Below are 14000 nucleotides of genomic sequence, written 5' to 3' on the forward strand. Positions count from 1 at the left end.
GCTTATTCTGGATGCCATGACCGATGCGCTGCGCTCCGGTCTCGCGCTCGATGAGCTGAGCGCCGAGATCCGCCCCCAGGACGACCTCTTCCGCCACGTCAACGGCGCGTGGCTGGAGCGGACCGAGATCCCCGACGACAAGGCGCGCTGGGGGTCGTTCCACCTCATCGCCGAGCAGGCCGAGCGCGACGTGCGGGCCATCGTCGAGGAGTCGCAGGAGGCCGAGGCCGGCACCGAGGCGCGCAAGATCGGCGATCTGTACTCGAGCTTCATGGACACCGCGCGCATCGAAGAGCAGGGTGCGGCACCGCTGGCCGATCAGCTCGCCAAGGTCGACGCCATCGCGTCGGTCGACGACCTGCTGCGCACCGTCGGCGACCTCGAGCGCGAGGGCGTGCGGGGCCTGTTCGGCCTCTACGTCGAGCCCGACCCGGGCGATCCGACCCGCTACGTGCCCTTCGTCCTGCAGGGCGGCCTGTCGCTGCCCGACGAGAGCTATTACCGGCTCGAGAGCTTCGAAGCGACCCGCACGGCCTTCCGCGCACACGTCGAGCGCATCCTCGACCTCGCCGGCATCGCGGATGCTGCCGCCTCCGCCGACCGGGTGTTCGCGCTCGAGACGGAGCTGGCCACCCATCACTGGGACAACGTGCGCAGCCGCGACGCCGTCGCCACCTACAACCTCACCGAGTGGGCCGACTTCGTCGCACTGGTCGGCCGCGACCTCCAGCCGTGGCTCGACGGCGTCGCCCCCGGCCACCCCGACGCGTTCGGAGTCGTCAACGTCTACCAGCCCTCGTTCGTCGAGGGACTGGGGGCCCTGCTGGTCGAGGAGCGCCTCGACGACTGGAAGGCGTGGCTGCGCCTGGCCGTCGTGCATGCCGCCGCCGCCTTCCTCTCCGAGCCGTTCGTCGACGAGAACTTCTCGTTCTACGGCACGCAGCTCACCGGCGTGCCGGTCAACCGCGAGCGCTGGAAGCGCGGCGTGGGTCTGGCCGAGGCCGCGATGGGCGAGGCCATCGGCCGGGTCTACGTCGAGCGGCACTTCCCGCCGGCGGCCAAAGAGGCGATGGACGAACTGGTCGCGAACCTCATCGAGGCCTATCGGCAGTCGATCACGACCCTCGAGTGGATGAGCCCCGCCACCCGCGAGCGGGCCCTGGCCAAGCTCGAGGCCTTCACGCCGAAGATCGGCTACCCGGTGAAGTGGAAGGACTACAGCGGCCTCGAGATCGACGCGACCGACCTCATCGGCAATGTGCGCCGCGCGCACGTGCACGAGCACGACCGGCAGCTCGGCAAGGTGGGCGAGCCCGTCGACCGCGACGAGTGGTTCATGACGCCGCAGACCGTCAACGCCTACTACAACCCGCTGATGAACGAGATCGTCTTCCCTGCGGCGATCCTGCAGTACCCCTTCTTCGATGCGGAGCGCGATGCGGCAGCCAACTACGGCGGCATCGGCGCCGTGATCGGCCACGAGATCGGCCACGGCTTCGACGACCAGGGCAGCCGGTTCGACGGCGACGGGTCGCTGCGCGACTGGTGGACCGACGACGACCGCGCCGCCTTCGAGGAGCGCACCAAGAGCCTCATCGCCCAGTACGACGCGCTCGTGCCGCGGGGCCTGGCCGAAGAGAACCACGTCAACGGCGCGCTCACGATCGGCGAGAACATCGGCGACCTCGGCGGGCTCGGCATCGCGCTGAAGGCGTACGCGCTGTCGCTGGGCGACGACGCGGCGCCCGCGCTCGACGGGTACACCGGCGTGCAGCGGCTGCTGCTGAGCTGGGGTCAGATCTGGCAGCAGAAGGGACGCGACGCCGAGACCATCCGGCTGCTGACGATCGACCCGCACTCGCCCAACGAATTCCGCTGCAACCAGATCGTGCGCAACATCGACGCGTTCTACGACGCCTTCGGGGTCGTGGAGGGCGATGAGCTCTGGCTCGACCACGCGGAGCGCGTCACCATCTGGTGATCGCCGCAGCATCCGCATCACAACCGAACACACCCCCACCCCACCCCTCATCGGAAGGAAGTGCGCCGATGGGCACGCCCCCCGAGCCCGCCAGGGACACCGCCGCGCCTCGGGAGCTGCGCCGAGGGGGCAAACGCCGGGTGTCGCGGCGCGCGGCGGCCGAGAAGCGCTCGTTCACCGCCACGATGAAGGCGCTCGACACCCTCGCCCAGTCGGGCGCGAATGTGTCGGTGCGGGTGATCGATCTCGACCGTGGCACCCCGGTTCTCGCGGGCGACGACCACGTCACGCTTCCGGTCGCGGGTCTCGGGCTCGTGCCGCTGCTGGTCGAAGTCGCCGCCCAGATCGAGGCGGGCGGCCTCGACCCGCTCGAGATCGTCGACCGCGCCGACGTCGGGGCGGTCGCCGTGTCGGGGGTGTGGCAGCACCTCAAGGCGCCGGCGCTGCCCGTGGTCGATCTGGCCGTGCTGGCGGCATCGGCGGGCGACGCGCTCGCGGCCAACGCCCTCATCGGCAAGGTCGGGCTCGAGGCGGTGCGGGCGCGCATCGAGAAGCTCGGACTCGAGCGCACGGCGCTGATCGACGCGTTCCGCGACGAGCGCGGGCCCGACGATGCACCCCAGGTCGCGCTGAGCTCGGCCCGCGAGCTCGCCGATCTGTTCGCGGCGCTGGTGAACTCCACCGCCGTGTCGCCGGCCGTCAGCGCCCAGGTCGCCGAGTGGCTGAGCCTGAACCACGACCTCTCGCTGGTCGCCTCGGCCACCGGGCTCGACCCGTTCGCGCACGACGACGACGATCACGGTCTGCTGTTCGTCAACAAGACGGGGCGCGACACGGGAGTGCGCGTCGAGGCGGGAGTGCTCGCGGGGCCCAGGGCCGGTGTGGCCTACGCGCTCATCGTGTGCTTCGACGATCTGTCGATCATGCATCGCTCCCGTGCCCACGACGCATTCCGCACGCTGGGCGTCGAACTGATGGAGTACGTGTTCTGAGTCGGCGGGGGGATAGCGTGGGGCGGTGACCGCGCCCAGATCCCTCCCCCCGGTGCGGTCGCTGTGGTGGCTCACGGTCGTGATCGTGCTGACGGCGGGGATGCTGCGCGCACCCTTCGTCGCGGTCGCACCGGTCGCGGGCGACATCGGCGCCGACCTCGGAGTGGGTGCCGGCACGGTGGGGCTGCTCACCAGCATCCCGATCCTCTGCTTCGCCGTGTGCACGCCGTTCGCCGTCGGCATCATCCGCCGAGGCGGCCCCGACTTCGCCCTCACCCTCGCGATGGCGGGGGCCGTGGTCGGCTGCATCGTGCGCTCATCGGGCGGCATCGCGGCAGCCGTGGCCGGCACCGCGATCCTGGGCGCCTTCCTCACGATCGGCAACGTCGTCGTGCCGATCCTCGTGGCGCGGGAGTACGACACGCGACGGGCGCACACCATGACGGGCGTCTACACGTCGGCGTTCAACGTCGGCACCATGACGGTCACCCTGGCCACGGCGCCGCTGGCCGCGCAGGTCGGCTGGCGCACGGCGATCCTCGTGTGGGCGGCATTCGGGCTCGGCGCCGTCGCGGTGTGGATTCCGCTGCGCGGACTGCGCCTCGCCCTCGTGCCGCGCCGCGGGCCTCGACCCTCGCGCGAATCCGACGCGCCGTCGGCCGCCCGCGATGCGGCCACGTGGCTGCTGGCGGCGGCCTTCGCCGGCCAGGCGTTCGCGTTCTATTCGGCCACCGCGTGGCTGCCGACGATCCTCGGCGACCAGGGCTTCACCGCGGCGGCCGCCGGGGCGATCGCGGCGATCTTCCAGGTCGCCGGCATCGCCGGCAGCCTCCTGCTGCCGCAGCTGACCACGCGCACCTCGCTCAGGCTCGCGGTGACGTGCACCGGCCTTGCCTGGCTCACGGTGCCCCTCGGCTTCCTTCTCGCACCCGCCGGCTGGTTCGCCTGGTGCGCGATCGGCGGCGTCGCCCAGGGCGCCGGCATCACCCTCGTCTTCATCATGATCAACGCGTTCCGCGACGATCAGCACACCACCGCCGGCCGCTCGGGCATCGTGCAGGGCGTCGGCTACGCCGTGGCCGGCCTCGGTCCTCTGCTGCTGGGTGCCCTCCACGAGTGGACCGCCACGTGGGTGTGGCCGCTGCTGCTCGTGCTGGCGGCGACGCTGCTGTTCCTGGGCGCAGGAGTCGTCGTCGCGCGGATGCTGGACGGCCGGGCGCGGGTGGGGTGAGGGTGCAGGCCGGGCGCGAGCGGTTTCGACTCGGCGCCTGCGGCGTCTCGCTCAACCTTGACCCGCCGCGCATCAGCGCCGCTGCGCGGCATTGAGCCGCGACGCGTCAAAAGACGATCGTGTGGTTGCCGTGGCGGATCACGCGGTCCTGCGCGTGCCACAGCACGGCCCGCGAGAGCACCTGGCGCTCGACGTCGGCGCCGCGCCGGGCGAGCTCGCCGGCGGTGTCGGCGTGGGTCACGCGCACGGTGTCCTGCTCGATGATCGGGCCCTCGTCGAGGTCGTCGGTGACGTAGTGGCTCGTCGCTCCGATGAGCTTGACGCCGCGCTCCTTGGCCTTCTTGTAGGGCTCGGCGCCGATGAAGGCCGGCAGGAACGAGTGGTGGATGTTGATCACCGGCACGCCGAGCTCGGCGAGGAAGTCGCCGCTGAGGATCTGCATGTAGCGCGCCAGCACGACGAAGTCGACGTTGCCTTTGAGCAGTCGCAGGATCTCGGCCTCCGACGCCGCCTTGTCGGGGCCGGCGACCGAGGGGACGTGGAAGAACGGCACGCCGAAGCTGCGCACGTCTTCGGCCGTCGCGGTGTGGTTCGAGATCACCATCGAGATCGACACCGGGAGGTCGCCGCGGCGGTGGCGCCACAGCAGGTCGAGCAGGCAGTGGTCCTGCTTCGAGGCGAGGATGGCCATGCGCTTGGGCACCGACTGGTCGGTCAGCGACCACTCCAGCTCGAAGGCCGAGAGCGTCTGCGTGATCTCGGCCTCGATCTCGGGCCGCGCCGCCGCGAAGCCGGGGCGATGGAACACGACCCGCTGGAAGTACGCACCGCCCACCGGGTCGTCGGAGTACTGATCGAAGGCGACGATGTTGCCCCCGATGCGCGTGATCATCGCCGAGACGGCCGCGACGATCCCGGGGGAGTCGGTGCCGTGCACGATGAGACAGGCGTGTTCCGGGAGCAGATGCAGGGCGGGCATGCCTTCGATTCTGTCAGGGCCGGGGCCCGAAGCCGGTTCACCCTGCGTCCGCGACCGCAGGGTGAACCGGCTTCGGCCTACGCCTGGGGCGTGCCGCCCGCAGGGGCGACAGCATCCGCCGCCGCCTCGGCGTTCGCCTCGGGGATCTCCGCCACCTCGTCTTCGGTGAGGGGAGCGTCGGTGTGCGTGCCGCGGAGGCCGACGAGGGTCAGCAGGGCGGCGGCTGCCGCGCAGATCGCCGAGACCAGGTAGACGAGCGAGAAGCCGCTGCCGAGGGCGCCGACGGCGAGGCCGAGGATCTGGCCGATGCCGTCCTGCGGGAGGGCCGCCTGGATGTCAGGGCTCGACAGGAACGCGAGCGGCGGCACGTGCGAGAGCTGGGCGATCGCCTCGTCGGGCATGCCGGCACCCGAGGCGACGGCGGGGAAGGCCTGGCCGAAGGTCGACCCCGCCACGCTGAAGGCGATCGCGCCGCCCAGCACGGGGCCGAGGGCGAAGCCGAGGTCGCGCAGCAGGTTGGTCGTGGCGGAGGCCATGCCCGCGTAGTGCAGCGGCACGGTGTTGATCGCCACGGCGGTGATCGAGCCCATCGTGAAGGCGAAGCCGATGCCCACGAGCAGCAGCGGCACGATGAAGCGCGTCCAGTCCTGGTTCGCCACGTCGAAGGTCGACAGGATGAAGCCGCCGATCGCCATGACGGCGAAGCCGATCGTGAGCACCCAGCGCGGCGAGACGTGGCGGATGAGGTACGACACCAGCGGAATGAGCACGAACGCCGGACCCTGGATGAACAGGAACAGGATGCCGATGAAGATGGGCTCCTGCTGCTGGAGGCCGCCGATCCAGATGCTCGTGGCGAAGCAGATCGCGAGGAAGGCGAACATGCCCACGACCGCGACGATGCCGGCGATCGAGAACGCGCGGTTGCGGAACAGGCTCAGGTGGATGAGGGGCGAGGCCGCCTTGCGCTCGATGAGCACGAACGCCACCAGCAGCACGGCGCCGAGCACATAGGCGCCGATGATGTAGGGCTCGCCCCAGCCCGTCTCGGCGCCCTGCACGGTCGCGAACAGCACGGCGGTCAGGCCCAGCGCGAACGTGATCTGGCCCGGGATGTCGAGCGCGCGGCCCTCGGGGGCCGACGAGTCGATGGCGCGGGCGCTGACGAGCACGACGACGAGGGCCGCGACCGCCGAGATGGCGTACGACCAGCGCCACGAGCCGAACTGCGCCGTGAGCCCCGCCAGCAGCGGCGAGATCGCCGCGCCGAGCGAGAGGAACCCGGCCCACGCCGCGATCGCCTTGGCCCGGGCGTGGTGGTCGGGGGTGATCGCGGCGATCATCGCGAGCGAGATCGGGAAGAGGATGCCGGCGCCCAGGCCGTTGAGGGCCTGCGCCGCCCACATCCACTGCACGGTCGGCGCGAGCGACGCCGTGACGGCGCCGGCGGCCGCCAGCAGCCCGCCGATCTGCAGCAGGCGCTTGCGGCCGAACATGTCGCCGAGCACGCCGAAGGTGAGCTCGAACACGACCAGCGGGATCATGAACATCGCCGTGATCCACACCAGCTGCGAGCCCTCGGTGTGGAACTCGGCCTGGAAGGTGCCGTTGAGCGCGCCGGGCAGAGCGTTGATGAGCTGTGCGAGGGCGACGGCGATGTAGGCCGTCGCGAACGTCGCGGAGACCCGCGATTTCGCGGGGGCGTCGTGAGTGGTCACGTGGACTCCTTCGTCCTGTCTCGGGTGGGGCGGCGTCTTCGACCGCACTGCAACAGAGTGGACTTGCATTTACAGAATGTCAAGTGAGTATGCGCAAGGTATGCCGAACGATCGGAGTGCGTGCGACGGCGGATAGGGTGGCGTGCATGGCGAGTCTGCGTGTCGCTCAGAAGGAGCTCACCCGCAAGCGACTGCTCTCGACGGCGTTGGAGCTGTTCGAGAAGCAGGGGTATTCGGCGACCACGATCGACGAGATCGCCGGAGCCGCCGGCACGACCCGGGTCACGTTCTACGCGCACTTCCCGTCGCGGCGCGAGATCATGCGGGCCCTCATCGACGAGCTCAACGAGCTGCTCGAGCGCAGCGAGTCGGCCGACCACGGCTCGACAGCCGTGGGCCTGGTCGAAGCCGTGCGCATCGGCACCGCCGACGCGCTCGGCCCGTGGCTGCGTGCGCAGGCCTCGCGGTGGCCGGCGATCCGGCCCTACATCCTGGCCGCCACCGAGGCCGCCGCGGTCGACGGTGAGCTGCGCGAGGTGTTCCACGCCTGGTTCGACGAGGTCGCCGACGACATCGCCGAGGGCCTCACGCAGGCGGGGCGCTTCGACCCCGAGGGCCGACACGTGCGCGGCGACCTCGCCGTGGGCATGCTCGACCGCACGGCGCTGAACTGGATGACCCACGAGTGGCCGGTCGACTCCGACGTCCGCTTCGCGGTGCTCGTCGACGCCTGGGTCGCACTCTTGGGCGACTGAGCTCGGCGCCCCGGGCCGAGATCAGGTGATGCGGCTGAGACAGGTTGTTTCCGCATCCGATCATCCTGCGTGGGCGAGATCTCCTGATCCGGGCAGGCAGCGGGGCGGATGCTGCTGCCGCCGCCGCCCTATGCTGGCGGCGTGAACAGCACCTCCCGCGTCGCCGGGCGCGACGACCGCATCACGCTGCGGTTCATGTCGACCCCCGCCGACACCGCAGCGGGTGGTCGCTCGGTCGCGGCCGGCAGCGTCATGGAGTGGATCGACAAGGCGGGTTACGCGTGCGCGGTCGGGTGGGCGGGCGCCTACTGCGTCACGGCGTACGTCGGCAACGTGCGGCACCGCCGCGCCATCACTCCCGGGTGCCTCATCGAGGTCGAGGCGCGGCTCGTGCACACCGGTCGCACGAGCATGCACGTCGTGGTCACCGTGTCGTCTGCCGAAGTGGCCGATCGGGTCTATACGCCGGCGACCACCTGCATCCTGATCTTCGTCGCGAAGGGCGCCGACGGGCGGCCGGCCGAGGTGCCGGCCTGGACGCCCGTCAGTCGCTCCGACCACAAGCTCGCCGCCGCGGCGGTCGAGCGCATCGACTCTCGTGCGCAGATCAAGCAGTTCATGCTCGCCGACGACGCGGTCGTGGCCGGCACCGCGCCGGCCACCGCCCTGCGCTTCCTCGTGCCGCCGGGAGTCGTCAACTGGGGCGGCAAAGCGCACGGTGGCACCGTGATGCGGTGGATCGACGAGGCCGCATATGCGTGCACCGTCGCGTGGGCGGCGGAGCTCGGGGATGCCGCGGCCGACGCCGTGGCCGTCTACTCCGGCGGCATCCACTTCTTCGCCCCGGTGCGCATCGGCGACCTCGTCGAGGTGGAGGCGCGGATCGTCCACACGAGCAGGCACAGCGTGCATCTCAGCATCCGCGTGTCGACCGCCGACCCCCGCACTCCGCACGACCTCACCCTCACGACCCAGTGCATGAGCGTGTTCGTCGTGCCCGATGCCGCCGGCGTCGCCGCCGCGCTGCCGCAGTGGACGCCGGCCGACGAGGTCGACACCCGCCGGCACGAGCTCGCGCTCGAGATCATCGCGCTGCGCGAGCACATCGTGCCGATCCCCGCGTCGCTGACCCTCGAGCCGTAGCCCGGCGACCCCGCGCACAGCTCGCTGAGATCCCGGCCGACACGCGGGCCGACGGCATCCGTCACCCGGCGTGGCGGCCGAGACCTCACTCGGCTGTGCAGGCTCAGCTGCGCGCGCGGCGCGACCCCTCGCCGAGCGCGGCGAGCTTCGCCCACGCGAGGTCGGGGTGGATGCGACCGCCCAGGCCGCAGTCGGTCGAGGCGATCACGCGGTCGGCGCCGACGATGCCGGCGAAGCGGCCGATGCGCTCGGCGACGAGGTCGGGGTGCTCGACGACCTGGGTCGCGTGGCTGACGACGCCCGGCACCAGCACGAGGTCGTCGGGGACCCCGGCGTCTTTCCACACCGACCACTCGTGCTCGTGGCGGACGTTGCCGGCCTCGAACGAGATCGAGCCGACGTTCGCGCCGAGCACGACCGGCAGGATGTCGCGCAGCTCGATGTCGGTCGTGTGCGGCCCGTGCCACGAGCCCCAGCACAGGTGCAGGCGCACCTGCTCCTTCGGCAGGCCCTCGATCGCGTGGTTGATCGCGTCGATGCGGATCTTCGTGAAGGCCTGATAGTCGGCGATGGAGGGCTCGGGGTTGATCTGATCGAAGTTCTCGGCCAGTGACGGGTCGTCGAGCTGCACGATGAGCCCCGCGTCGACGATCGCCCGGTACTCCTCGCGCAGCGCCTCGGCCCACGCCCAGATGTGCTCCTCGTCGGTCGCGTAGAAGTCGTTGCGCACGCGCGCCGCCGACCCCGGGGCGATCGCCGTGAGGAAGCCCTGCTCGCCGGGTGCCAGCGCGGCCTTCAGATGGCGGATGTCGGCGGCCACCGCATCCTGCCCCCGATACGAGATCGGGCCCGTCGTTGTGGGGAACGCGGTCGCGGTGCGCCCGGCCTCGACGGCCTCGGCGTAGACGGCGGGGAACAGCTGCCGGTCGCGCCGGTCGAGGAACGACGTGAGGCGGATGCTGCCGGCATCGCTTCTGGCCGGCGGCTCGTTGAAGGCGTTGACCTCGGTCAGTGACAGTCCGTTCACGCGCTGGAACGAGTACGACCACCACGCGCCGTAGTCGACGGCACTCGACATGGCCTTGCCGAACTCGCCGTCGCCGACGAGCGTGATGCCGGCCTCGCGCTGGCGGGCGACGACGTCGGAGACTGCGGCGGCGACCTGGGCGTCGAAGGCGGGCGTCGACTGCAGCGTGAAGCCGTCGTCGGCGAAGGTGCGGGCGCCGTTCGCGTCGATGAGGGCCTGGGTGCGGGGCAGGCTGCCGGCGGTCGTGGTCTGGATATCGGGCATGGGAGCCTCCAAGTGACGAGTGTCGGGACTCTTGCCGCAGCCGTCGGTCGGCTGCGGCTCAAGGCGGAGGCTTCCGGTTTCCGAGCCGGGTGCGACTCTATCGGGCCTGCCGTGGCCTTCGCGGCGCGGTGACGCTATGTGACGGGGTAGCGGAATGTCCGGAGCCGGAGTATTCTGTGTCTGTATAGCGAACACGCGTTCGCACAGCGAACACACGAGGAGGTGCGCATGATCGACAAGACCGTCACCGACGTCGAGGCCGCCGTCGTCGGCATCCCGGACGGCGCCACCGTCATGATCGGCGGCTTCGGCCGCGCCGGGCAGCCCGTCGAGCTCATCGATGCCCTGATCGCGCACGGCGCGACCGACCTGACCATCGTCAACAACAACGCAGGCAACGGCGACACGGGGCTCGCGGCCCTGCTCGCGGCGCGGCGCGTGCGCAAGATCGTCTGCTCGTTCCCTCGGCAGCACGACTCGTGGGTGTTCGACGGCCTCTACCGCTCGGGCGAGATCGAGCTCGAGCTCGTGCCGCAGGGCAACCTCGCCGAGCGCATCCGGGCAGCCGGCGCCGGCATCGGCGCGTTCTTCAGCCCGACGGGCGTGGGCACGGAGTTGGCCGAAGGCAAGGAGGAGCGCGTCATCGACGGGCGCCGCTACCTGCTCGAGTATCCGATCAAGGCCGACTTCGCGCTCATCTCGGCCCTCAAGGCCGACCGCTGGGGCAACCTCGTCTACCGCGAGACGGCCCGCAACTTCGGGCCGATCATGGCCACCGCGGCGACCACCACGATCGTGCAGGTCGACGAGGTGGTGGAGCTCGGGTCGCTCGACCCCGAGGCGGTCGTGACCCCCGGCATCTTCGTCGACCGCGTCGTCGCGGTGGGCGAGCGCCGGTGGCTGCAGGAGGGCGCCTTCGTCGGCGGCGTCGACATCGAAGGGCGTCCGCTGGCGGATGCCGCCACCGAGACGGAGGTCGACCAGTGAGCACCCGCATCACCCGTGACGAGCTGGCCGCGCGCATCGCGGCCGACATCCCCGAGGGCTCGTTCGTGAACCTTGGCATCGGCGCCCCGACCCTCGTGGCCAACTACCTTCCGGCCGACCAGGAGATCATCCTGCACACCGAGAACGGCATGCTGGGCATGGGCGGCGCGCCCGCGGACGGGCTCATCGACCCCGATCTCATCAACGCCGGCAAGCAGCCCGTGACCGCTCAGGCGGGCGCGGCCTACTTCCATCACGCCGACTCGTTCGCGATGATGCGCGGCGGCCACCTCGATGTGTGCGTGCTGGGCGCCTTCCAGGTCGCCCAGAACGGCGACCTGGCCAACTGGTCGACCGGCGCCCCCGGCGCCATCCCCGCGATCGGCGGGGCGATGGACCTCGCCATCGGCGCCAAGAGCGTGTACGTCATGACGGACCTCCTCACCAAGCAGGGCGGGTCGAAGCTCGTCGAGGCCTGCAGCTACCCGCTCACCGGAGCCGGCTGCGTCACCCGCGTCTACACCGACCACGCCGTCTTCGACGTCACGCCCGAGGGCTTCGCGGTGCGCGAAGCGTTCGGCGACAACACCGTCGCCTCGCTGTCGGAGCTCACCGGCCTGGCCCTGGCGGATGCGGTGGCCACCGCATCCGGATCGGAGAACTGAACATGACCGCATCCTTCGTCTACGACGCCGTGCGGACGCCCTTCGGCCGCGCCGGCGGCGCCCTGAGCGGCGTGCGCCCCGACGACCTCGCCGCCCTCGTCATGAAGGCCGCCGTCGAGCGCACGGGGCTCGACCCCGCCCGCATCGACGACGTCATCTTCGGCGACGCCAACCAGGCCGGGGAAGACAACCGCAACGTCGCGCGCTTCGGCGCGCTCTTGGCGGGCTTTCCGACGAGCGTGACCGGCGTCACCGTCAACCGCCTGTGCGCCTCGAGCGTCGAGGCTGTCATCCAGGGCTCTCGCGCCATTGAAGCGAGGGATGCCGACATCATCCTCGCCGGCGGCGTCGAGTCGATGAGCCGCGCGCCGTTCGTCGTGGAGAAGTCGCCGCGGCCGTGGCCGAGCGTGGGCAACCAGACCCTCTGGAACACCTCGATCGGGTGGCGCATGGTCAACAGGGCGCTGCCGAAGCACTGGACGATCTCGAACGGCGAGTCGGCCGAGAAGATCGCGCGCGAGTGGAACCTGAGCCGCGAGCAGCAGGACGAGTTCGCCGTGCGCTCGCACCGCCTCGCCGCCGAGGCGTGGGCTGCCGGCGTCTACGACGGCGAGATCGTGCAGGTGCCAGGGGCCGAGCTCGCCCGTGACGAGGGCATCCGCGACGACTCGAGCGTCGAGAAGCTCGCCGCCCTCAAGCCCCTGTTCGCCGGCGACGGCAACGGGTCGGTGACAGCCGGCAACTCGTCGCCCATCAACGACGGCGCCTCCGCCGTGCTGCTGGCCGGCGAAGGCGTGCTCCCCGGTGAGCCGCTCGCGCGCATCGTGGGCCGTGCCGCGCACGGGGTCGACCCCGACCAGTTCCCGATCGCCCCGATCGAGGCGGCGAACAAGGCGCTCGCCCGCGCCGGCAGGACGTGGGCCGACGTCGACGTCGTCGAGCTCAACGAGGCCTTCGCCTCGCAGTCGCTCGCGTGCATCGCGGGCTGGCCCGACCTCGACCCCGCCAAGGTCAACATCCACGGCGGCGCCCTGGCCATCGGGCATCCGCTCGGCGCCTCGGGCGGCCGCATCATCGGCCACGCCGCGCACGAGCTCGCCCGCCGCGGGTCGGGCGTCGCGGTCGCGGCGATCTGCATCGGCGTGGGCCAGGGCCTCGCGGTCGTGCTCGAGCGCTGAGCCCTCGCTCTCTCGCACCATGTGGCACACATGAAGGGCTCCGGCCCCGCTGAGCCCACGAGGTGTGCCACCTGGTCGACTGACCTCTCGCACGATGTGGCACACATGAAGGGCTCGCGGGCTGCCGAGGGCATCAGGTGTGCCACATGGCCGGGAAGCAGGGCGGATCGGCCAGACTGAGTGCACGGCCAGACCCGGTCGTGCGGCAGGCGAGAGGAGACGACGTGAGCGAGATCGCAGACTCCGGCGACTTCGTGCAGTCGCTGGCCAGAGGGCTCGCGGTGATCCGCGCCTTCGACGGCGAGCACGCCGAGCTGTCGCTGAGCGACGTCGCGCGCCGGGCCGACGTGCCGCGGGCCGCCGCCCGCCGGTTTCTGCGCACCCTCGAGACCCTCGGCTACGTCAGGTTCGACGGCAAGCTGTTCGCGCTCACCCCTCGTGTGCTCGAGCTGGGCTTCAGCTATCTGTCGGCGCTGTCGCTCCCCGAGGTCGTGCAGCCGCACCTCGAGCGCCTCTCGCGCGAGGTCGACGAGTCGGTCTCTGCGGCGGTGCTCGACGGCACCGACATCGTCTACATCGCGCGCGTCCCCACCCGCCGCATCATGAGCGTGCGCATCACGATCGGCACGCGCTTCCCCGCCTACGCGACGAGCATGGGGCGGATGCTGCTGGCCGCCCTCCCCGACGCGGCCCGCGAGCAGGCGATCGCGGCCGCCGCCCTCGAGCAGCTGACGGGCCGCACCCTCACCGAGCCCGCCGCGCTGCGGGCCGAGCTCGACCGCGTGCGCGCCCAGGGCTGGGCGCTCGTCGACGGCGAGCTCGAGCCGGGGCTGAGGTCGGTCGCCGCCCCCGTGCACGGCCGCGACGGAGCGGTCATCGCGGCCCTCAACGTGTCGACGAGTGCGACCCGCGACACGATCGAGCACCTCACCGAGGCGCACCTGCCGAAGCTGCTGGCCACGGCATCCGCCGTCGATGCCGAGCTGCGCCTGGTCTGATCCCCTCGCCCCGCACCGATTACGGTCACGACGCGCCGCGAACGCCCATCGCTCGCACGGCGCGTCGTGACCGTAAACGGAT

12 protein-coding genes are annotated in these 14000 nt (G+C 71.2%); 9 read left to right on the top strand and 3 right to left on the bottom strand.

What is annotated here, in order from left to right; translation table 11 throughout:
* Window positions 1-16: 16 nt before the first annotated feature.
* The 3 genes from OAW74_RS09750 (at window position 17) to OAW74_RS09760 (ending at window position 4204) form a co-directional block, all read left to right on the top strand.
* Window positions 17-1981, top strand: coding sequence for a M13 family metallopeptidase (locus OAW74_RS09750; protein WP_262874167.1), 1965 nt, complete (start codon window positions 17-19; stop codon window positions 1979-1981).
* A gap of 68 nt (window positions 1982-2049) precedes the next feature.
* Window positions 2050-2973: a serine hydrolase gene (locus tag OAW74_RS09755; protein ID WP_262874168.1), complete on the top strand. Its 924-nt coding sequence runs from the start codon at window positions 2050-2052 to the stop codon at window positions 2971-2973.
* Window positions 2974-2998: 25 nt separating this feature from the next.
* Window positions 2999-4204 (top strand): MFS transporter, encoded by a 1206-nt coding sequence (locus OAW74_RS09760; RefSeq protein ID WP_262874169.1) that lies wholly within the window; start codon window positions 2999-3001, stop codon window positions 4202-4204.
* A gap of 106 nt (window positions 4205-4310) precedes the next feature.
* Here the strand turns inward: OAW74_RS09760 and purU are convergent, their stop codons facing one another.
* Together purU and OAW74_RS09770 are read right to left on the bottom strand one after the other, a co-directional pair.
* Window positions 4311-5183, bottom strand: a complete 873-nt coding sequence (gene purU, locus OAW74_RS09765; RefSeq protein ID WP_262874170.1) for a formyltetrahydrofolate deformylase — start codon at window positions 5181-5183, stop codon at window positions 4311-4313.
* Window positions 5184-5260: 77 nt separating this feature from the next.
* Window positions 5261-6901 carry an MFS transporter gene (locus tag OAW74_RS09770; protein WP_262874171.1) on the bottom strand — a complete coding sequence of 547 codons (1641 nt, stop codon included), beginning with the start codon at window positions 6899-6901 and terminating at the stop codon, window positions 5261-5263.
* 146 nt (window positions 6902-7047) lie between these two features.
* On the opposite strand from OAW74_RS09770, the gene OAW74_RS09775 reads away from it, so the two are divergent.
* Entirely contained in the window at window positions 7048-7656 is a 609-nt protein-coding gene (locus tag OAW74_RS09775) for a TetR/AcrR family transcriptional regulator (RefSeq protein ID WP_262874172.1), read from the top strand.
* A 141-nt stretch (window positions 7657-7797) separates the two neighbouring features.
* The gene (locus OAW74_RS09780) at window positions 7798-8799 is read left to right on the top strand and encodes an acyl-CoA thioesterase (RefSeq protein WP_262874173.1); all 1002 of its coding nucleotides are present in this window, start codon (window positions 7798-7800) and stop codon (window positions 8797-8799) included.
* Window positions 8800-8902: 103 nt separating this feature from the next.
* Here the strand turns inward: OAW74_RS09780 and OAW74_RS09785 are convergent, their stop codons facing one another.
* Window positions 8903-10090 carry a cobalamin-independent methionine synthase II family protein gene (locus tag OAW74_RS09785; RefSeq protein WP_262874174.1) on the bottom strand — a complete coding sequence of 396 codons (1188 nt, stop codon included), beginning with the start codon at window positions 10088-10090 and terminating at the stop codon, window positions 8903-8905.
* A gap of 228 nt (window positions 10091-10318) precedes the next feature.
* Here OAW74_RS09785 and OAW74_RS09790 point away from each other — a divergent pair, with 228 nt between their 5' ends.
* The 4 genes from OAW74_RS09790 to OAW74_RS09805 all read left to right on the top strand — a co-directional run bounded on the left by OAW74_RS09790 (window position 10319) and on the right by OAW74_RS09805 (window position 13918).
* Complete coding sequence (locus OAW74_RS09790; protein ID WP_262874175.1) at window positions 10319-11077, top strand: 3-oxoacid CoA-transferase subunit A; 759 nt, start codon at window positions 10319-10321, stop codon at window positions 11075-11077.
* A complete protein-coding gene (locus OAW74_RS09795; protein ID WP_262874176.1) occupies window positions 11074-11742 on the top strand; it encodes a 3-oxoacid CoA-transferase subunit B in 669 nt (222 codons plus the stop codon). The genes OAW74_RS09790 and OAW74_RS09795 overlap by 4 nt, the downstream gene beginning before the upstream one ends.
* Window positions 11743-11744: 2 nt before the next feature.
* Window positions 11745-12920, top strand: a complete 1176-nt coding sequence (locus OAW74_RS09800; RefSeq protein ID WP_262874177.1) for a thiolase family protein — start codon at window positions 11745-11747, stop codon at window positions 12918-12920.
* 224 nt (window positions 12921-13144) lie between these two features.
* Complete coding sequence (locus OAW74_RS09805) at window positions 13145-13918, top strand: IclR family transcriptional regulator domain-containing protein (RefSeq protein ID WP_262874178.1); 774 nt, start codon at window positions 13145-13147, stop codon at window positions 13916-13918.
* Window positions 13919-14000 lie beyond the last annotated feature (82 nt).

The sequence above is a fragment of the Microbacterium fluvii genome (assembly GCF_025515205.1).
Lineage (GTDB): Bacteria > Actinomycetota > Actinomycetes > Actinomycetales > Microbacteriaceae > Microbacterium > Microbacterium fluvii.